The following is a 17,412-nucleotide window of genomic DNA, read 5'->3' on the forward strand; positions in this document are numbered from 1 at the left end:
GCTAGGTCAAAGCCGTCGATCCATTCGAGGTCCGTTTCCATGTCCCGATTCACTCCCGTTCTGATCGCGGCGGCGCTTGCCGCAGGCGTTACGGCCTGTGCGCCCCAGATCGGCCGTCACGGCTTCCAGATGATCGATGTCGCCCCCAACGAGATCGAAGCGGGCGTGGATACGCGCGAAACGGTGCTGGCCAAGCTGGGCTCGCCGTCGACCCGCTCCACCTTCGAGGGCGAGAGCGTCTGGTACTACATCAGCCAGACCACCGAGCGGTATACGTACAACCCGACCCAGGTGGCGGGCCGCAGCATCACGGAGATCACCTTCGCCGACGGCAGCAACCAGGTTCAGGGCGTGCGCCTGATCGGCCTGGAGGACGGGCGTCAGATCGCCATGAACGGCCGCGAGACCCCGACGCGGGGCCGCGAACTCAGTGTGCTTGAACAGCTGCTCGGCAACGTCGGCCGGGGGCAGCTGCCGCGCACCGAGGACGATGCCCCGGGCCAGCGCCGCCCGGACTGATCCGTCACAGCACTGAAAAGAAACAAGCCCCGGAGCCTTCGCTCCGGGGCTTTCTTCTGGCCATTCCCCGGACGGCGTGAACCGCCCGGGTCAGGATGGTCAGCCGATGTTCCCGCTCGCCAGCACCGCCAGCAGCAGAAGCGCCACGATGTTGGTGATCTTGATCATCGGATTCACCGCCGGACCGGCCGTGTCCTTGTAGGGATCGCCCACGGTGTCGCCGGTGACGGCGGCCTTGTGCGCCTCCGACCCCTTGCCGTGCAGGACGCCGTCGGGGCCGGTGTAGCCTTCCTCGATCAACTTCTTGGCGTTGTCCCAGGCGCCGCCGCCCGAGGTCATCGAGATGGCCACGAACAGACCGGTCACGATCACCCCCATCAGCATGGCGCCCACCGCGGCGAAGGCGTTGGCCTTGTCCGGCTGGATCAGCATGATGGCGACGAACAGCACGATCGGCGACAGCACCGGCAGCAGCGACGGCACGATCATCTCCCTGATCGCCGCCTTGGTCAGGATGTCGACCGCCTTGCCGTACTCGGGCTTGACCTCATAGGTCATGATGCCCGGGTTTTCGCGGAACTGGCGGCGCACCTCGGTCACCACGGCCTCGGCCGCGCGGCCCACCGCCATCATCGACATGCCGCCGAACAGGAAGGGCAGCAGCCCCCCGAACAGCAGGCCCACCACCACGTACGGATTGGACAGGTCAAAGGCGACCGGCCCCATGTCTGCAAAGAACGGGTAGTCCGCCGGATTGGCCGAGAAATACCTCAGATCCTCGGTATAGGCGGCGAACAGCACCAGGGCGCCGAGGCCCGCGGATCCGATGGCGTAGCCCTTGGTGACGGCCTTGGTGGTGTTGCCCACCGCGTCCAGGGCGTCGGTGGAGGTCCGCACGTCGGCGGGCAGACCCGCCATCTCGGCGATGCCGCCGGCGTTGTCCGTCACCGGCCCGAAGGCGTCCAGGGCCACGATCATGCCCGCCACGCCCAGCATGGTGGTGGTGGCGATGGCGATCCCGAACAGTCCGGCCATCTGGTAGGTGGCGATAATGCCGACGATGATGGTCAGGGCCGGAAGCGCGGTGGATTCCAGCGAGACCGCCAGACCCTGGATCACATTGGTGCCGTGACCCGAGGTGGACGCCTTGGCCACCGATTTCACCGGGCGATAGGTGGTGCCGGTGTAGTACTCGGTGATGACCACGATCGCGGCGGTGACCGCCAGGCCGACCACGCCGGACCAGAACAGGCTCATGGCCTCGATGGTCAGGCCGTTCGAGGTGACCACCGGCTCGCTGACCAGCCGGTCGACCACGAACCACAGGGCCCCGATCGACAGGATGCCGGTGGCGATCAGGCCCTTGTACAGGGCCCCCATAATGTTGTTCGACTTGCCGAGACGCACGAAGAAGGTGCCGATGATCGAGGTGATGATGCACACCCCCCCGATGGCCAGCGGCAGCAGCATCATGGCCTCCACCAGCGGCGATTCGCGGAAGAAGATGGCGGCCAGCACCATCGTCGCCACGGTGGTCACCGCATAGGTCTCGAACAGGTCGGCGGCCATGCCGGCGCAGTCGCCGACGTTGTCGCCCACGTTGTCGGCGATAGTGGCCGCGTTTCTGGGGTCATCCTCCGGGATCCCGGCCTCGACCTTGCCCACCATGTCGCCGCCCACGTCGGCGCCCTTGGTGAAGATGCCGCCGCCCAGTCGCGCGAAGATGGAGATCAGCGAGGCGCCGAAGCCCAGCGCCACCAGACCGTCGATGACCTCGCGGCCGACCCGGTCCAGCGCCATGCCCTCGGTCAGGAAGGCGTAGTAGCCCGCCACCCCGATCAGGGCGCCGCCGGCCACGAACATGCCGGTGACCGCGCCCGAGCGGAAAGCCAGGTCCAGCCCGCCCGCCAGACTCTTCGAGGCGGCCTCGGCTGTACGGACGTTGGCCCGCACCGAGATCAGCATGCCTGCATATCCGGCCGCGCCGGACAGCACCGCGCCGATCAGGAAGCCGATGGCCGCATAGGGCCCGATCAGGAAATAGGCCGCGATCAGGATCACGATCCCGACGATGCCGATGGTGGTGTACTGGCGCTTCAGATAGGCCGAGGCCCCTTCCTGGATCGCCGCGGCGATCTCGCGCATCTTGTCGTTGCCGGCGTCGGCCTTGAGCAGCGAGGCGGTCTGGATGGCGCCGTAAAGCACCCCCAGCGCACCAGCCGCTATGACCAGCCACAGATATGACGTCATAAGCGTTTCAACCCTTTATGCATTATCTGCGCCCGGACCCTTGGCGCGGCGTCCTTTCCGGACTTGTCCGCCTTCCGGTCCCCCCGTGCGCACCGGCCGCTGGCTGCGGCCACGCGGGAATTGCGGCAGGAAAGTGCCAAAGGGGATCGACTCGCGCAACAGCGTTTAGTTGGCGCCCATGCCCGTGCGGCGGCGGGGCGCCTGATTAAGCACCTCGAACGACGTGATTACGCCATCTCCGGCGATCACGCGGGCGGCGGCCATGGCGGCGGCGGTCACCACCCGCTCGTTCAGGAGCGTCCAGTCGCCGCCAGCGGAGAAGTCGACCCGATGGGCGGCCTTGACCAGGGCATCGCGGATGAAGGGGTCGTGCGGCCGGACGGCCTCGGCGGTATGCCCGCCGGCCAGATGCATCCGTAGATTGACGAACACATAGTTGCGAAGCCGCCCCTCGGTGATGACGGGCAAGCCGAGCGGAACCAGGTTCAGGGTGGCCGCTTCCGGCGGCGCGTCGCTGGACGGCGCGGCGGCCGCCGCCGTCGCGGAGACGGCGAGCACGGTTCCGGCGGCGATCAGGTCACGGCGGCGCATGCAAGCCGTTTAGCCGAGCAGCGTTAGGAAACCGTTTCCCGCGTCTTTCAGCCGTGCCGCCAGCCCGTCTGCGCCACCTCGACGATCTCGCCGCCGTAACGGACGATCACGCCCTCCCCCTCCGTCGCGACCCCGAGCACCGTCAGGCGCAGATGCCGCGCGTCCGCTTCGCGCTTCAGCCCGTCGATGGCGTTGGGCGCGACGGCCATGAGCAGCTCATAGTCGTCGCCGCCGGTCGCCAGGTCGGTCAGGGCGGCTAACGGATCCACCCGCGTCTCGAACCAGGCCGTCGCGGCGCGGGACAGGGGCAGCTTTTCAAGGTCGATGAGGATGCCCACACCGCTGGCCTTCGCCATGTGGCCCATGTCCGCAATCAGGCCGTCCGATATGTCCAGCGCCGCCGCCGCGTATTCCCGTACCGCCAGGGCGAAATCCACGCGAGGCTCCGGCGTGCGGTAGTGAGCCGTCAGGGCCGCGACGCGCTCGTCCTCAAGCCCCAGCTCGCCGCGCGCCGCCTTCAGGCCCAGAAAGCCGTCGCCGATCATGCCCGTGACGACGATCAGGTCGCCCGGCGCCGCGCCGGCGCGGGCCACGGCGCGCCCCTGCGGGATCCAGCCGAGGGCCGTCAGGCTGAAGCTGGCCGGTCCCGGCGTGACCACCGTGTCGCCGCCCAGCAGATGCACCCCGAATTTCGCCTGATCCTCGGCCAGCCCCGCCGCGAAGGCTTCCCGCTCCAGCCAGCCCGACGCGTCGGGCCAGAAGCAGGCCAGCAGATAGCCGAACGGCTCTGCCCCCTTGGCCGCCAGATCCGACAGGTTCACCCGCAGCAGCTTCCTCGCCACCGTGTCCATCGGGTCGTCCGGCAGGAAGTGAACGCCCTCGACCATGGCGTCCTTGGTCAGGATCAGGTCGTGACCCGGACGCGACGGCAGGGCCGCCACGTCGTCGATCAGGCCGCGCCCCCACTGGGGATGGGCCAGAGGCCGGAACAGCCGCTCGATGGTCTCGAACTCGTCGGCCGCATCAACCCCGGGCATCGCGCGCGACGCCGTCCAGGGCGGCGTTGACGAACTTGGCCTCCGCCGCGTCGAAGAAGGCCTTGGCCAGCTCCACATATTCGTCGATGACGATTTCGCGCGGCACCTCGGGCTTCTCGCGCAGTTCCCACGCCCCGGCGCGCAGCAGCGCCCGCAGGGTGGCGTCCAGCCGCTCGATGCGCCAGCCGGAGGCCAGGCGCGTCACCACGGCGGTGTCGATGGCCTTCTGGCCCGCCACCACGCCGCGCACGATCTCGGCGAACCACGCCTCGTCCGCCTCGGCCAGCGGCTCCCCGTCCATGTCGGCGTCAAAGCGGTGGTTATTGAACTCGTCCACCACCGTATCCACGCCCTGCCCGCCCAGTTCCATCTGGTACAGCGCCTGAACGGCGGCCAGACGCGCCACGGTGCGGGCCCGGCGCTGGCGCGAGGTCAGGCCGGGCTCGGCCCGCTGCTTCTCGGCCTCGGCCAGCTGGGCCATGACGGATTTCAGGCTGTTGGCCTCGCTCACAGCCGGCCCTCCCTCAGACGACGGCGCAGATCGATCAACTCCAGACAGGCGCGCGCGGCGCCCCCGCCCTTGTCGCCCTCGGTGAAGCGGGCGCGGGCCCAGGCCTGCTCCTCGTCCTCAACCGTGAGGATGCCGTTGCCGACGGCCAGTCCCTTCAGGCCCAGGTGCATGATGCCGGCGGCGGACTGATCCGCCACGATCTCGAAATGATAGGTCTCACCGCGAATGACGACGCCCAGAGCCACATAGCCGTCATAGCGCACGCCCAGCGGGCTGCGGCCCATTTCCTCCGCCTGGGCGATGCCGAGCGGCACCTCCAGCGCGCCGGGGACGGTGGCGACGTCAAACGTGGCGCCACGCGCGCGCAGGGCTTCCTTGGCCCCGTCAAGCAGGGCGTCGGACAGGGCGTCATAGAACCGTCCCTCGACGATCAGGATACGCAGGGGATCGGTCAAGACTGGGGTTCTCCATCCATGTCACGCCAGCCTGCGATACGCAGGCCATAACCCTCGATGGCCGTGGGATTGGGCCGGGTCGAACTCATCACGATCATGTCGCGCACGCCCAGGTCCAGCAGGATCTGGGCGCCTACGCCATACGCCTTCAGCGCGCGATCGTTCGCGCCGGGCTTGTCGCCGTCGGTCAGGCGTTCGGCAAGCCCCTTCAGCTCCGGGTCGCGCAGAAACACGGTCACGCCGGCGGCCGCGCCGTAGCGCTCTGGATCGCTGATGGCCGCCAGCGCGCGCGGCACATAGTTCTGGCGCGCCTCCACATGGCCCAGCAGATCAGCCGCGAAATCCACCTGATGCATCCGCACCAGGGTCGGCTTGTTCGGGTCGACCTGGCCGTGGACCAGCGCCACATGCTCCACGCCCTCGATGGCGTTGCGGTACAGCATCAGGCGGAACGGCCCGCCGTGCACGCTCTCGAACGGCGTCTCCAGCACCCGCTCCACGAACCGCTCGGTGCGGCGACGATAGGCGATCAGGTCCGCAATGGTGCCGATCTTCAGCCCGTGCAACTGGGCGAAGGCGACCAGATCCGGCATGCGGGCCATGGTGCCGTCGTCATTCATGATCTCGCAGATCACCCCGGCGGGCGTCAGGCCGGCCATGCGGCTGATGTCCACGGCGGCCTCCGTATGGCCGGTGCGCACCAGCACCCCGCCGTCCCGGGCCACCAGCGGGAACACGTGTCCCGGCGAGACCAGATCGTCGGGGCCGCGGTTCGGGTCCACCGCCACCTGCACGGTGCGGGCGCGGTCTGCGGCGCTGATGCCGGTGGTCACGCCCTCGCGCGCCTCGATCGAGACGGTGAAGGCGGTGCCCATGCTCTCGCGGTTCTCGGCCGACATGGGGGGCAGGCGCAGGCTGCGCGCCCGGTCCGCCGTGATGGCCAGGCAGATCAGCCCGCGCGCATGCTTGGCCATGAAATTGATCTGGTCCGGCGTGGCGAACTGGGCCGGGATGATGACGTCGCCCTCGTTCTCCCGGTCCTCGGCGTCCACGAGAATGTAGGGCCGCCCGTTGCGGGCGTCCTCGAGGATGTCCTCGATGGGACTGACGGGGCTGTCGTTCAGATTGGCCGCCGGGTGCATCACGCTGTCTCCTGCCAGCGGGCCAAGTAGCGCGCCAGCATGTCGATTTCCAGATTAACGGCGGAATCCGGCGACAGCATCCCCAGGGTCGTCGCCTCCCACGTGTGGGGAATGATGTTCAGGTCGAAGGTCTGTCCGTCCACGGCGTTGACGGTCAGGGACACGCCGTCGACCGTGATCGAGCCCTTGGCCGCGATGTAGCGATGCAGCGGCGCCGGCGCTTCCACCACCACCCGGTGTGATCCGCCCTCTGGCGTGATGGAGACGACGCGCCCGACCCCGTCCACATGGCCCGAGACGATATGGCCGCCCATCTCGTCGCCCAACCGTGCGGCGCGCTCCAGATTGACGCCGGTCCCTTCGGTCCAGGCGCCCAGGGTCGTCTTCGACAGCGTCTCACCCGACACCTCCACCGCGAACCAGTCGTCGCCCCGCTCAACCACCGTCAGGCAGACGCCCGCGTGGCTGACAGACGCTCCCATATCAATGGTTGACGGATTCCACGCCGTGGCGATCTCGAAGCGCCGGTCGCGCTCGGTCTGGCGGACGCTGCGGACGCGGCCGATGTCGGTGACGATTCCAGTGAACATCAGAGCACGATCCCGAAAAGTGGGAGCCGGGTTTCGGTTAAGATCGTGCGTCTAGTCATGGGGGGCTCGCTCGTAACGCTCCCACAGGTCGGGGCCCAGAGGCTCCACCGCAAGGCGCCGGAAGCGCGGCGCGTCGGAAAGCTGCGCCATGGCCAGCGCCGCTACACACGGCCGCCCCGCCCCGCCCAGCAGGATCGGCGCCCGGAACCACTCCAGGGCGTCCACCGCATTCGCCGCGATAAAGGACGCCGCCACCTGCCCGCCGCCCTCGATCAGGACCGAGCCGACGCCGTGCCGTTTCAACGCCTTCAGCACCGCGTCGACGCCCGGACGACCGTCGCCGTCGGCCTCGACCTGCTCGACCAGGGCGCCGCCCACCGCATGCGGCGCGGCCGTCGTCAGGATCAGAGTCCCGGGCCCCGCCAGCTTCGCGCTCGAGGGGGTCCGCAGGCGGCTGTCCAGCACCACGCGCAGCGGCTGGTCCACCGGTCGGCCCGGCAGGCGCACGGTCAGTTGCGGGTCATCGGCCAGCACCGTCTGGACGCCGGCCAGCACCGCGTCATGGGCGGCCCGCAGGCGGTGGCCCTGCTCGCGCGCCGCCTCGCCGGTGATCCATTGGGACTCGCCCGTCGCGGTGGCGATGCGGCCGTCCAGCGAGGTGGCCAGTTTCAGGGTGACGCGCATCACCGATCCTTGTCGGGATCGCTGAATCCTTCGGAGCCCAGGAATTTCGCGAAGTCGCCCGTATGGCGGAAATCCTTGTAGACCGAGGCGTAGCGCACATAGGCCACCTCATCGACGCCCTTCAGCGCCTTCATGATGAAGTCGCCCACGGTCGAGGACTGGATCTCGGTTTCGCCCAGGCTCTCCAGCTGGCGCACGATGCGGCTGACCAGCTGTTCGATCTGGTCCGGATCCACCGGACGCTTGCGCAGGGCGATGCCCAGCGACCGCTCCAGCTTCATGCGGTCGAACGGGGTGCGCCGCCCGTTGCGCTTGACGATGACCAGCTCGCGCAACTGCACCCGCTCAAAGGTGGTGAAGCGCCCGCTGCAGCCCGGACACGCCCGGCGGCGCCGGATGGCCGCGCCGTCGTCCGACGGGCGGCTGTCCTTCACCTGGGTGTCCGCGTTGCCGCAGAAGGGGCACTTCATGGCCCTGGCCTACCGATAGATGGGGAAGCTGTGCGTCAGCTCCCGCACCTGGGCCGCGACGCCCGCCGCCACCGCCGTATCCGCCTCGTCGCCGCCCTTCATGGACACCACCACATCGGCGATCCAGTGGCCGATCTGTTTGAACTCGTCCTCGCCGAAGCCGCGCGTGGTGCCCGCCGGGGTCCCCAGCCGCACGCCCGAGGTGATGGTGAAGGGCGCGTCGTCGAACGGCACGCCGTTCTTGTTGCAGGTCATCAGGGCCTTCTCGAGCTCATGCTCGGTGGCCTTGCCGGTCACGCCCTTGGGCCGCAGGTCCACCAGCATCAGGTGGCTGTCGGTGCCGCCCGAGACGATGGCCAGCCCCCGCTCCACCAGCACGCCCGCCATGGCCTGGGCGTTCTTGACCACCTGCTGCGCATAGCCCTTGAACTCGGGCTTCAGCGCCTCGCCGAAGGCCACGGCCTTGGCCGCGATCACGTGCTCCAGCGGCCCGCCCTGCAGGCCGGGAAACACCGCCGAGTTGATCTTCTTGGCGATCTCGCCGTCGTTGGTCAGAACCAGACCGCCGCGAGGACCGCGCAGGGTCTTGTGGGTCGTGCTCGTCACCACATGGGCGTGGGGCAGCGGATCGGGATAGGCGCCGCCAGCGATCAGGCCCGCATAGTGGGCCATGTCCACCATCAGATACGCCCCGACGGAGTCCGCGATCTCGCGGAACCGCTTGAAATCGATGTGGCGCGAATAGGCGCTGGCGCCGGCCAGGATCAGCTTGGGCTTTTCCCGCTCAGCCATCTCGGCGACGTTATCATAATCAATGAGATGGTCGTCTTTCCTCACCATATAGGTGACCGGACGGAACCATTTTCCCGACTGGTTCGCCGGGCTGCCGTGGGTCAGGTGCCCGCCGCAGGCCAGGTCCATGCCAAGGAAGGTGTCGCCGGGCGTCAGCAGGGCCTGGAACACGGCCTGGTTGGCCTGGGCGCCCGAGTGCGGCTGCACATTGGCGAAGCCGGCGCCGAACAGTTCCTTGGCCCGCTCGCGCGCCAGATTCTCGGTGATGTCGACGTATTCGCAGCCGCCATAGTAGCGACGGCCCGGATAGCCCTCGGCGTATTTGTTGGTCAGGACCGAGCCCTGGGCCTCCAGCACCGCCTGCGAGACGATGTTCTCGGAGGCGATCAGCTCGATCTGCTCCTTCTGGCGGCTCAGCTCGCCCTGGATCCCCCTGAAGATATCGGGATCAGCCTCTTCCAGAGACTTGGAGAAATAGGCGTCATGGACGAAGCGGGCGGTCACGGGCGGCTCCGGAAATCGGGGGGCGGAAAGATGCCAGATGCTTTACGCCTTCCACCCCCGGCCCACAACATGTTGTGCCGTCGCACCGGCCAGGGCCCGCCGCAGCTTGCCGATGGCGATCCGCTCCAGATGCGCCCGCTCGTTCACCGGCCCCACCGCCGAGGCCTCGGTCCCGGTCGCCGCATGGATCGCCGAGCACTTCAGCCAGGCGCCGTTGCGCACGAACTCGACGATGATCTGGCCCATGTGGCTCTGCTCAGATGCGCTTCAGCTTCTGAAGCATTTCGACGGTGTCCAGTTCGCCGTCCCAATGACCGATGAGCGTCGCCTCGTTCAGCGTTATCCACTTCTGGACCAGCTTCAGGCTGGCGGCATCCAGCGGTCCCTCGATCAACGTGGGCGTCGGACGAATCCCGACCACCGCCATGTCATCGATATCGATCCGATCACCCGGTGTCCGGCAAACTTTCACACGGGCGTCATGCCGCGCTCGACCGCGATGGCTTACCCAGACGACCATCGGCAGCCCGGTATGCCTGGGGCGCAGGTTCGACATGTCGAAGAAGTCCTCCTCCTCGACCGGCGCACCTGGGATCGGCTGCTGGATGTTCATGCGCCAGCATACCGCAGATTTCCATGTATCGAAAACGGCCTACGCCGCCTTGGGCATCCGCGCGACGTTGCAGTGCGTCCACAGCTTGTCCATGGCCGCGACCAGGGCGTCCATCATGCCGTCGTCATGGTCCGGCGACGGGGTGAAGCGCAGGCGCTCGGTCCCCTTGGGCACAGTGGGGTAGTTGATCGGCTGCACGTAGACGCCGAAATCTTCCAGCAGCATGTCCGAAATCATCTTGCAGTGGACCGGGTCGCCCACGTGCACCGGCACGATGTGGCTGACGCTGGGCAGGACGGGGATGCCCGCCTCGGCGAAGCGCGCCTTCAGCGTCTCGGCCCGCTCCTGGTGCCGGGCCCGCAGGTCGGCGGCGCCCTTCAGGTGACGCACCGAGGCCAGCGCCCCCGCCGTCAGGGCCGGCGGCAGGCTGGTGGTGAAGATGAAGCCCGCGGCCCAGGACCGCACCGCATCGATGATCACGGCGTCGGCCGCGATATAGCCGCCCATGACGCCCACGGCCTTGCCCAGGGTGCATTCGATGATGTCGATCTGGTCCAGCACGCCGTCGCGCTCGGCCACGCCCGCGCCGCGCTCGCCATACAGGCCCACCGCGTGGACCTCGTCCAGATAGGTCATGGCGCCGTACTTCCGGGCCAGGGCGATGGTCCCGTGCAGGTCGGCGATGTCGCCGTCCATGGAATAGACGCTCTCGAAGGCGATCAGCTTGGGCGCATCGGCCGGCGCGGCCTGCAGCAGCGCCTCCAGATGCTCCAGATCGTTGTGCGCGAAGATGTGCCGCTCGCAGCCGCCGTTGCGGATGCCCGCGATCATGGAGGCGTGGTTCAGCGAATCGGAGAAGATGATCATCCCCGGCATGATCCGCTGCAGGGTGGTCAGGGTCGCCTCATTGGCCACATAGCCCGAGGTGAACAGCAGCGCCGCTTCCTTGTGGTGCCAGTCGGCCAGCTCGGCCTCCAGGTCCACGGCCCAGCGGGTGGTTCCGGAGATGTTGCGCGTGCCCCCGGCCCCGGCCCCGGCCTCGTCGATGGCCGCCTGCATGGCCTCAAGCACCACCGGATGCTGGCCCATGCCCAGATAGTCGTTGGAGCACCAGACCACCACGTCCTGTTCGGACCCGTCCTCGCGACGGCGAACCGCGCGGGGGAATTGGCCGCGCACGCGCTTCAGGTCGGCAAAGACGCGGTAGCGCCCTTCCTTCTGGACCTGGTCGACGGCGTTTTGAAAGGCGGCCTTATAGTCAAACACGCGGACGGCTCGTTTTGCTTATGATCGTCTATTTCGCGTTTTGCTCCCCGCAGCCCCCCGTGTCCATGAAAACCGACGGACAAAAGGCCGCAACCCCTTAATTGATAACGGTTCTCAATACCCCAATGACGACAGGGGGATGCGGGTGACCTGCACATCCTCCTTGTTGGCGGCATAGCCCACATAGAGAAACCCGCCCCAGACGACGCTCTTGGGATAGTGATATCCTGGCCGCTTGTACTGGCCTGCGAACCGCAGCGGCTGCAGGTCGCCGCTCCCGCGCAGCAGGAAACTGCGGTCGAACAGATGCCCGTCACGGCTGGTGGTCACCGCCAGCGGCACGCGCGGCCGGTCGGCGTTGGGAGCATTGACCAGATAGGCTGTCCCGTCCGGCAGATTCCCCGCGCTCTGCTTGGCGCGGGAGTCCGGCATGCCGGTCAGAACCGGCGTGGTCCAGGTCTCGCCCCGGTCGCAGCTTTCCGAGGCCAGTTGGCGAAAGCTCAGTTCCTCGTCGCGGAACACCATGACGATGCAGCCGCCGCGCTGGAACAGGCTGGGCTCGATCTCGCGGCTCAGCCGCCGCTCGTGGGCTGCCGCCGCCTGGCTGGTGTCGCGCGGCAGATGGGTCAGGGCGCCCGCGGTCCACCCCGTCAGGCCCAACGGATCATCCGTGTAATGCGGCGTGGCGATCATGCCGGGCCGCAGGTGAAAGGCGGTATGCACCCGCCCCTCGATCAGTCGGGGATCCTGCTCGATGATCCCCTCCACCGGCGCACCGTCCGCGCCTGTGACACGGCGCGGTTCGCTCCAGTTCGCGCCGTCGCGGCTGAGGCGAGACTCGGTGACGCCGCCGGCGCCCGACTGAAAGCCCTCGGGCCAGACGTTCACATAGGCGACCAGGGTCTCGCCGTCGGTCCACCAGCCGCCGCTGGAATGCATCCGCCCGCCCTGCCCGGCTGGAACCAGTTCACGCGGCGCGCTCCAGACCTCGCCGTCCTCGCTGACCGCGTACAAGACCCGGGTGTCGGGCGAATCCTCATCACGCGGCGAGCTCTGCCACTGGGCGTAGAGGCGGCCCTGAAACGGGATCAGCACGACGCCGTTGCTGAACCGGTCGGTGTCGTCGCCGGGCGCGAACACGGTGAAGGTTTCGGTCCCCGGCGCAGGCGTCAGGCCCAGGTCCGCCCGGGTCTGGTCAAACAGATCCGGCGCGACGGCATACGGCGGCGCATCCGCCCCGCCGATCATCACCGCCGCCAGCAGCGCCAGGCCGTTGCGCAGCATGCCCGTCACCGCTGCAAACCGTCCAGATCCCCGCGCAGGAACTGCAGCATGGCCGAGAAGTCCCGGTCGCCGTACCCCAGCCGGTCGAACAGGGCGTACATGGCCTCGGCCTGGGTCCCGAGCGGCGTGGAGGCCCCCGACCTGGCCGCCGCGTCCTGGGCCAGCTTCAGGTCTTTCAGCATCATGGCCGTGGCGAATCCGCCCTCATAGCCGCGATTGGACGGCGCCGTCGGCACCGGACCGGGCCACGGATAATAGCTGGTCACGCTCCAGCACTGGCCCGAGGATTTGGACGCAATCTCGAAGAATCGCTCGGGGTCCAGACCCAGCCGCTCGGCCAGGGCGATGGCCTCGCAGGTGCCGATCATGGAGATGCCCAGCAGCATGTTGTTGCAGATCTTGGCCGCCTGCCCCGCCCCGTGGTCGCCGGCGCGGATGGTGATCCGGCTCATGGGCTCCAGCGCCGCCTCGACCCGGGCCAGCACCGCCTCGTCGCAGCCGACCATGAAGGCCAGGGTCCCGGCCTCGGCCGCCGCCGTGCCGCCCGAAACCGGCGCGTCCGCGAAGGCGTAGCCCGCCTCCTGCGCCAGACCGGCCACCTTACGGGCGGTGTCCACGTCGATGGTGGAGCAATCGATCAGCAGGGCCGAGGTCGGCGCGGCGCCGATCACCTGTTCGGAGTACACCTTCATCACATGCGGCCCGGCGGGCAGCATGGTGATGACCACGTCCGCGTCCTTGACCGCCTCCACCACCGAGGTCGCGGGGGCGCAGCCGGCGACCTTCGCCCGGTCCAGGGCCTCGGTCGACAGGTCGAACGCCGTCACGGTCCGCCCGGCCTTGGCCTGATTGGCCGCCATGCCGCCGCCCATGTTGCCCAGGCCGATGAATGCGATCTTCATGTGCGTCTCTCCCTGACAGTCCTTGGGCCCGGACTTAGACTCATCGCGGCGGGATCGCCAGCGTGGCCGGGAACCGCAAAAGCCGGGATTCGTCGGGAATACTTGACTTTTCGTCATGGATTTCTATATCGGGCCAACAGTTCGGGACAGGTTTGGCGAATTCGCGCCGCCCGCTCGCCCAATGAGGGGCGGTTCCGTGCGTCATGGGTCTGAAAAGACTCCCCTTCACCGAGATACATGACTGAATTCGCCAAATTGGGCCTGTCGCCCACGACCCTTCAGGCGGTCGAAGACACCGGCTACACCATCGCCACCCCCATTCAGGAACAGGCCATCCCCGTGGCCCTCGCCGGACGCGACGTTCTGGGCATCGCCCAGACCGGCACCGGCAAGACCGCGGCCTTCACCCTGCCGATGGTGGATCGCCTCGGTTCCGGCCGCGCCCGGGCCCGCATGCCCCGCGCCCTGGTTCTGGCCCCGACCCGCGAACTGGCCGACCAGGTGGCCGAGAGCTTCGGCAAGTACGCCAAGGGCACCAAGCTGACCTGGGCGCTGCTGATCGGCGGCGTCTCCATGGGCGAACAGGTGGCCCTGCTGGACAAGGGCGTGGATGTGCTGATCGCCACCCCCGGCCGCCTGCTGGACCTGTTCGAGCGGGGCAAGATCCTGCTGACGGGCGTCGAGATCATGGTCGTCGACGAAGCCGACCGCATGCTGGACATGGGCTTCATCCCGGACATCGAGCGCATCTTCAAGCTGACGCCGCCGCGCCGCCAGACCCTGTTCTTCTCGGCCACCATGCCGCCCGAGATCACCCGCCTGACGCAGCAGTTCCTCAAGGATCCGACCCGGATCGAGGCGTCGCGTCCGGCCATGACCGCCGACACCATCGCCCAGTATCTGGTGCGCATCCCCTCCAGCGATCCCAAGGCCAAGCGCATCGCCCTGCGCGCCCTGGTGGGCCGCGAGGACGTCAAGAACGGCATCGTCTTCTGCAACCGCAAGTCCGAAGTGGACGTGGTCGCCAAGTCCCTCAAGCAGCACGGCTTCGACGCCGCCCCGATCCACGGCGACCTGGACCAGTCGCTGCGCACGAAGACGCTCGCGTCCTTCCGCTCCGGCGAACTCAAGCTGCTGGTGGCCTCCGACGTGGCCGCGCGCGGCCTGGACATTCCCGACGTCAGCCACGTGTTCAACTACGACGTCTCGCACCACGCCGACGACTATGTGCACCGCATCGGCCGCACCGGCCGCGCGGGGAAGAAGGGTCAGACCTTCATGATCGTCACCCCCTCCGACGACAAGTCGCTGGATAAGGTGCTGAAGCTGATCAAGATGGACCCGGAAGAACTGACCCTGGACATCGACTGGTCCGGCGCGCCTTCGGGAGGCTCCGCCCGTGGCGGCCGCAAGACCCCTGAGCGGGCCGAGCGCAAGGCGCCCGAGCAGACCGAGCAGGCCGACAAGCCCCAGCGCAGCCGCGGCGGACGCCGCAGCCGCTCCGAGCCCGCCGCCGAGGTCGCAACCGCTCCGATCGAAGCCGCCGCGCCCGCGCCTGTCGCCGCAGCCCCTGCGGAACCGGCCGAAAAGCCCCGCCGCACCCGCAGTCGACGGGGATCGAAAGTCGAGACAGCGCCCGTCGCGGTGGACGCCCCCGTCATTTCAGCGCCCGCGCCTGTGGCCGCCCCGGTTGCGCCCCCGGCCGCCGTCGCGGCTCAGGCGCCCCAGTTGACCCAGGCCGAGCGCCGCGGCGCCCGCAAGGGCAAGGACGACGACAAGACCCCGTCGAGCGGTTCGGGCTTCGGCGACGATGTGCCCGCCTTCCTGCGTCGCCCGGTCACCATTTCGTCCTGAAATAACACCGCTCTTTAACCTCGTCCTTACTTCGCAGGCCTAGCGTTCGCCCTGCGCTGCCCGGGCGCGGGGACGGGATCAGAATGACGGCTCAGGTTGAAACCACGCTGCGCGGCCCCGAGGCCTTCTCCCTTGCGCGTCAGGCGCTGGAGGCCATGGAAGCCGCCCGTGTCTGGCCGACGCCGCTGAATTTCGAGCTCTGGCTGCACTATCTCGGTAATCCCGACGGTCCCCTTGGCGTCGAGATGAAGCGTCTGATGGACGCCGGAACGCCCTTCACCGAGGACCTCAGCGAAATGCTGATGTCCGAGTATCTGCCGCGCGGCCGTCTCAGCGACGAGATCCGCGACGCCGGGCTGATGCTGAACCGCGAACTCACCAATGTCGCCGAGGTCATCGCCTCGGCCCAGTCGTCCCAGGCCGAATACGGCCAGACCCTGGCCCAGGCCGGCGCCAGCATGGAGACACCGCTCGCCCCCGAGGAGATCAAGCGGCTGGTCGGCGATCTGACCACGGCCACCAGCAAGGTCCACCGCGAGAACGCCACCCTCGAGAAGCGCCTCGAGGCCTCCACCCGCGAAGTCGCCCAGTTGCGCCAGCATCTGGAGCAGGTCCGGCGCGACGCCATGACCGACGCCCTCACCAATCTGGCCAACCGCAAGGCGTTCGACGAGGAACTGGACCGCGCCTGCGCGTCGGCGGGCAAGACGCCCCTGACCCTGGCCGTGCTCGACATCGATCATTTCAAGCGTTTCAACGACACCTGGGGTCATCAGACTGGCGACCAGGTGCTGCGCTATGTGGCCAGCGTCCTTGGCCGGACCCTGCGCAGCCCGCGCGTGGCTGCCCGCTATGGCGGCGAAGAGTTCACCCTCCTGTTTCCCGGCGAGACCGCCGGGATGGTCGAGACCGTCCTGAACACCATCCGCGAAGAGATCGGGTCGCGCAGCCTGCGCCGCCGCTCCACCAATGACGATCTGGGCGCGGTCACTGTCTCCATCGGCCTGGCCCAGAAACTGCCGGGGGACACCGCGGTCGCCTTGATGGGCCGGGCCGACGAGGCCCTGTACGCCTCCAAGCGCGCCGGTCGCAATCGCGTCACCTGCGCCCGCAAGCTGGAAACCGCGGCCTAGTCTCGGCCATCAATTACGGCCAGGGTCGCACCATGCGCAGTTTCGCCTTCGCCCTCGCCTACTGGCCCCTCTCCATCCTGCACACCCTGGCGGCCGCCTTCGCCGCCCTGACGCCCGGGCGCGGCCTCGTGCGCGGCGTGATCCGCAGCTATGTGCGCTCCATGGTCTGGGCCATGCGGGCCCTGGCCGGGATCCATATCCAGGTGCGCGGCCGGGAGCGCCTGCCCGACGGCGCCTTCATCCTGGCCTGCAAGCACCAGTCCTGGGGCGACGGCTTTTCCATCTACAACCAGTTCGACGACCTCGCCTTCGTCACCGGCGACCATCTGGAACGGTTTCCGCTGCTGGGCACGGTGCTGAAAAAGCTGGGCGCCATCGTGGTCAACAACTGCGGCGGCAGCGAAGCCCGCAAGGCGCTCGCCACCCGCGCCGCCGAGGCCCATGCCGAGGGCCGCAAGATCCTGATCTATCCCGAGGGCAATCTGGCCAGGGTGGGCGAGAAGTATCGCTACCGCTCCGGCGTCTGGCACATGTATCGCGACTTCCAGATGCCCGTGGTCCCCGTGGCCACCAACCTCGGCCTGTTCTGGTCGCAGGAAGCTTACGAAAAGCATCCCGGAACCGCGACCCTGGAGTTCCTCGCTCCCATCCCGCTCGGTCTGGGCAAGGACGAATTCATGGCCCGGCTCGAAGCCGCCGTCGAAGCCCGCACCGCTGAACTGGTGGCCGAGGTCACAGGCGATCCCGTCACGCCCGCGGTGCAGGTCCTCACGCCTGACGAAGCCCGGCGCGCGGCGGTCTGACGATCCGGCGCA

Annotated in this window: 19 protein-coding genes; 4 read left to right on the forward strand and 15 right to left on the reverse strand. The window is 68.2% G+C overall.

Going from position 1 to position 17,412, the window contains the following annotated elements; translation table 11 throughout:
- Positions 1-39: 39 nt before the first annotated feature.
- Complete coding sequence (gene bamE, locus ACK4SE_RS10245; protein ID WP_409692063.1) at positions 40-519, forward strand: outer membrane protein assembly factor BamE; 480 nt, start codon at positions 40-42, stop codon at positions 517-519.
- Between the two features lie 99 nt (positions 520-618).
- Here the strand turns inward: bamE and ACK4SE_RS10250 are convergent, their stop codons facing one another.
- The 15 genes from ACK4SE_RS10250 to mmsB all read right to left on the reverse strand — a co-directional run bounded on the left by ACK4SE_RS10250 (position 619) and on the right by mmsB (position 13,610).
- On the reverse strand, positions 619-2,769 hold the full coding sequence (locus ACK4SE_RS10250) for a sodium-translocating pyrophosphatase (protein ID WP_409692065.1): 2,151 nt from the start codon (positions 2,767-2,769) through the stop codon (positions 619-621).
- A 165-nt stretch (positions 2,770-2,934) separates the two neighbouring features.
- Positions 2,935-3,360: a hypothetical protein gene (locus ACK4SE_RS10255; protein ID WP_409692067.1), complete on the reverse strand. Its 426-nt coding sequence runs from the start codon at positions 3,358-3,360 to the stop codon at positions 2,935-2,937.
- A 47-nt stretch (positions 3,361-3,407) separates the two neighbouring features.
- Positions 3,408-4,475, reverse strand: coding sequence for a thiamine-phosphate kinase (thiL, locus tag ACK4SE_RS10260; RefSeq protein ID WP_409692070.1), 1,068 nt, complete (start codon positions 4,473-4,475; stop codon positions 3,408-3,410).
- On the reverse strand, positions 4,384-4,908 hold the full coding sequence (nusB, locus tag ACK4SE_RS10265) for a transcription antitermination factor NusB (protein WP_409692073.1): 525 nt from the start codon (positions 4,906-4,908) through the stop codon (positions 4,384-4,386). Before nusB ends, thiL begins: the two co-directional genes overlap by 92 nt.
- Positions 4,905-5,363, reverse strand: coding sequence for a 6,7-dimethyl-8-ribityllumazine synthase (gene ribH / locus ACK4SE_RS10270; RefSeq protein WP_409692076.1), 459 nt, complete (start codon positions 5,361-5,363; stop codon positions 4,905-4,907). Before ribH ends, nusB begins: the two co-directional genes overlap by 4 nt.
- Positions 5,360-6,505 carry a 3,4-dihydroxy-2-butanone-4-phosphate synthase gene (gene ribB / locus ACK4SE_RS10275; protein WP_409692296.1) on the reverse strand — a complete coding sequence of 382 codons (1,146 nt, stop codon included), beginning with the start codon at positions 6,503-6,505 and terminating at the stop codon, positions 5,360-5,362. The genes ribH and ribB overlap by 4 nt, the downstream gene beginning before the upstream one ends.
- Positions 6,505-7,095 (reverse strand): riboflavin synthase, encoded by a 591-nt coding sequence (locus tag ACK4SE_RS10280; RefSeq protein WP_409692079.1) that lies wholly within the window; start codon positions 7,093-7,095, stop codon positions 6,505-6,507. Before ACK4SE_RS10280 ends, ribB begins: the two co-directional genes overlap by 1 nt.
- A gap of 51 nt (positions 7,096-7,146) precedes the next feature.
- The gene (locus ACK4SE_RS10285) at positions 7,147-7,779 is read right to left on the reverse strand and encodes a RibD family protein (protein ID WP_409692081.1); all 633 of its coding nucleotides are present in this window, start codon (positions 7,777-7,779) and stop codon (positions 7,147-7,149) included.
- Complete coding sequence (gene nrdR, locus ACK4SE_RS10290; RefSeq protein WP_409692083.1) at positions 7,779-8,249, reverse strand: transcriptional regulator NrdR; 471 nt, start codon at positions 8,247-8,249, stop codon at positions 7,779-7,781. The genes ACK4SE_RS10285 and nrdR overlap by 1 nt, the downstream gene beginning before the upstream one ends.
- 9 nt (positions 8,250-8,258) lie before the next feature.
- On the reverse strand, positions 8,259-9,545 hold the full coding sequence (gene glyA, locus ACK4SE_RS10295) for a serine hydroxymethyltransferase (protein WP_409692085.1): 1,287 nt from the start codon (positions 9,543-9,545) through the stop codon (positions 8,259-8,261).
- 42 nt (positions 9,546-9,587) lie between these two features.
- Positions 9,588-9,791: a DUF6898 family protein gene (locus ACK4SE_RS10300; RefSeq protein ID WP_409692087.1), complete on the reverse strand. Its 204-nt coding sequence runs from the start codon at positions 9,789-9,791 to the stop codon at positions 9,588-9,590.
- A gap of 10 nt (positions 9,792-9,801) precedes the next feature.
- On the reverse strand, positions 9,802-10,158 hold the full coding sequence (locus ACK4SE_RS10305) for a hypothetical protein (RefSeq protein ID WP_409692090.1): 357 nt from the start codon (positions 10,156-10,158) through the stop codon (positions 9,802-9,804).
- Positions 10,159-10,197: 39 nt separating this feature from the next.
- Entirely contained in the window at positions 10,198-11,424 is a 1,227-nt protein-coding gene (hemA, locus tag ACK4SE_RS10310) for a 5-aminolevulinate synthase (protein ID WP_409692093.1), read from the reverse strand.
- Between the two features lie 114 nt (positions 11,425-11,538).
- Positions 11,539-12,708, reverse strand: coding sequence for a sialidase family protein (locus ACK4SE_RS10315; RefSeq protein WP_409692094.1), 1,170 nt, complete (start codon positions 12,706-12,708; stop codon positions 11,539-11,541).
- A 5-nt stretch (positions 12,709-12,713) separates the two neighbouring features.
- Positions 12,714-13,610: a 3-hydroxyisobutyrate dehydrogenase gene (gene mmsB, locus ACK4SE_RS10320; protein ID WP_409692097.1), complete on the reverse strand. Its 897-nt coding sequence runs from the start codon at positions 13,608-13,610 to the stop codon at positions 12,714-12,716.
- A 237-nt stretch (positions 13,611-13,847) separates the two neighbouring features.
- Here mmsB and ACK4SE_RS10325 point away from each other — a divergent pair, with 237 nt between their 5' ends.
- The 3 genes from ACK4SE_RS10325 to ACK4SE_RS10335 all read left to right on the forward strand — a co-directional run bounded on the left by ACK4SE_RS10325 (position 13,848) and on the right by ACK4SE_RS10335 (position 17,400).
- A complete protein-coding gene (locus ACK4SE_RS10325; RefSeq protein WP_409692099.1) occupies positions 13,848-15,464 on the forward strand; it encodes a DEAD/DEAH box helicase in 1,617 nt (538 codons plus the stop codon).
- An 83-nt stretch (positions 15,465-15,547) separates the two neighbouring features.
- A complete protein-coding gene (locus tag ACK4SE_RS10330) occupies positions 15,548-16,597 on the forward strand; it encodes a GGDEF domain-containing protein (protein ID WP_409692102.1) in 1,050 nt (349 codons plus the stop codon).
- 32 nt (positions 16,598-16,629) lie between these two features.
- Complete coding sequence (locus tag ACK4SE_RS10335; protein WP_409692105.1) at positions 16,630-17,400, forward strand: lysophospholipid acyltransferase family protein; 771 nt, start codon at positions 16,630-16,632, stop codon at positions 17,398-17,400.
- The last annotated feature ends 12 nt before the right edge of the window (positions 17,401-17,412 follow it).

Source organism: Brevundimonas sp. (genome assembly GCF_046293315.1).
In the GTDB taxonomy this organism is placed as follows: domain Bacteria; phylum Pseudomonadota; class Alphaproteobacteria; order Caulobacterales; family Caulobacteraceae; genus Brevundimonas.

Bases quoted from the DNA above. Each gene is read 5' to 3' on its own strand.
- bamE (WP_409692063.1), top strand. From the start codon at position 40: ATGTCCCGATTCACTCCCGTTCTGATCGCGGCGGCGCTTGCCGCAGGC.
- ACK4SE_RS10250 (WP_409692065.1), bottom strand. From the start codon at position 2,769: ATGACGTCATATCTGTGGCTGGTCATAGCGGCTGGTGCGCTGGGGGTG.
- ACK4SE_RS10255 (WP_409692067.1), bottom strand. From the start codon at position 3,360: ATGCGCCGCCGTGACCTGATCGCCGCCGGAACCGTGCTCGCCGTCTCC.
- thiL (WP_409692070.1), bottom strand. From the start codon at position 4,475: ATGTGGAGCTGGCCAAGGCCTTCTTCGACGCGGCGGAGGCCAAGTTCG.
- ribB (WP_409692296.1), bottom strand. From the start codon at position 6,505: ATGCACCCGGCGGCCAATCTGAACGACAGCCCCGTCAGTCCCATCGAG.
- ACK4SE_RS10280 (WP_409692079.1), bottom strand. From the start codon at position 7,095: ATGTTCACTGGAATCGTCACCGACATCGGCCGCGTCCGCAGCGTCCGC.
- ACK4SE_RS10285 (WP_409692081.1), bottom strand. From the start codon at position 7,779: ATGCGCGTCACCCTGAAACTGGCCACCTCGCTGGACGGCCGCATCGCC.
- nrdR (WP_409692083.1), bottom strand. From the start codon at position 8,249: ATGAAGTGCCCCTTCTGCGGCAACGCGGACACCCAGGTGAAGGACAGC.
- ACK4SE_RS10300 (WP_409692087.1), bottom strand. From the start codon at position 9,791: ATGGGCCAGATCATCGTCGAGTTCGTGCGCAACGGCGCCTGGCTGAAG.
- ACK4SE_RS10305 (WP_409692090.1), bottom strand. From the start codon at position 10,158: ATGAACATCCAGCAGCCGATCCCAGGTGCGCCGGTCGAGGAGGAGGAC.
- ACK4SE_RS10315 (WP_409692094.1), bottom strand. From the start codon at position 12,708: ATGCTGCGCAACGGCCTGGCGCTGCTGGCGGCGGTGATGATCGGCGGG.
- mmsB (WP_409692097.1), bottom strand. From the start codon at position 13,610: ATGAAGATCGCATTCATCGGCCTGGGCAACATGGGCGGCGGCATGGCG.
- ACK4SE_RS10325 (WP_409692099.1), top strand. From the start codon at position 13,848: ATGACTGAATTCGCCAAATTGGGCCTGTCGCCCACGACCCTTCAGGCG.
- ACK4SE_RS10330 (WP_409692102.1), top strand. From the start codon at position 15,548: ATGACGGCTCAGGTTGAAACCACGCTGCGCGGCCCCGAGGCCTTCTCC.
- ACK4SE_RS10335 (WP_409692105.1), top strand. From the start codon at position 16,630: ATGCGCAGTTTCGCCTTCGCCCTCGCCTACTGGCCCCTCTCCATCCTG.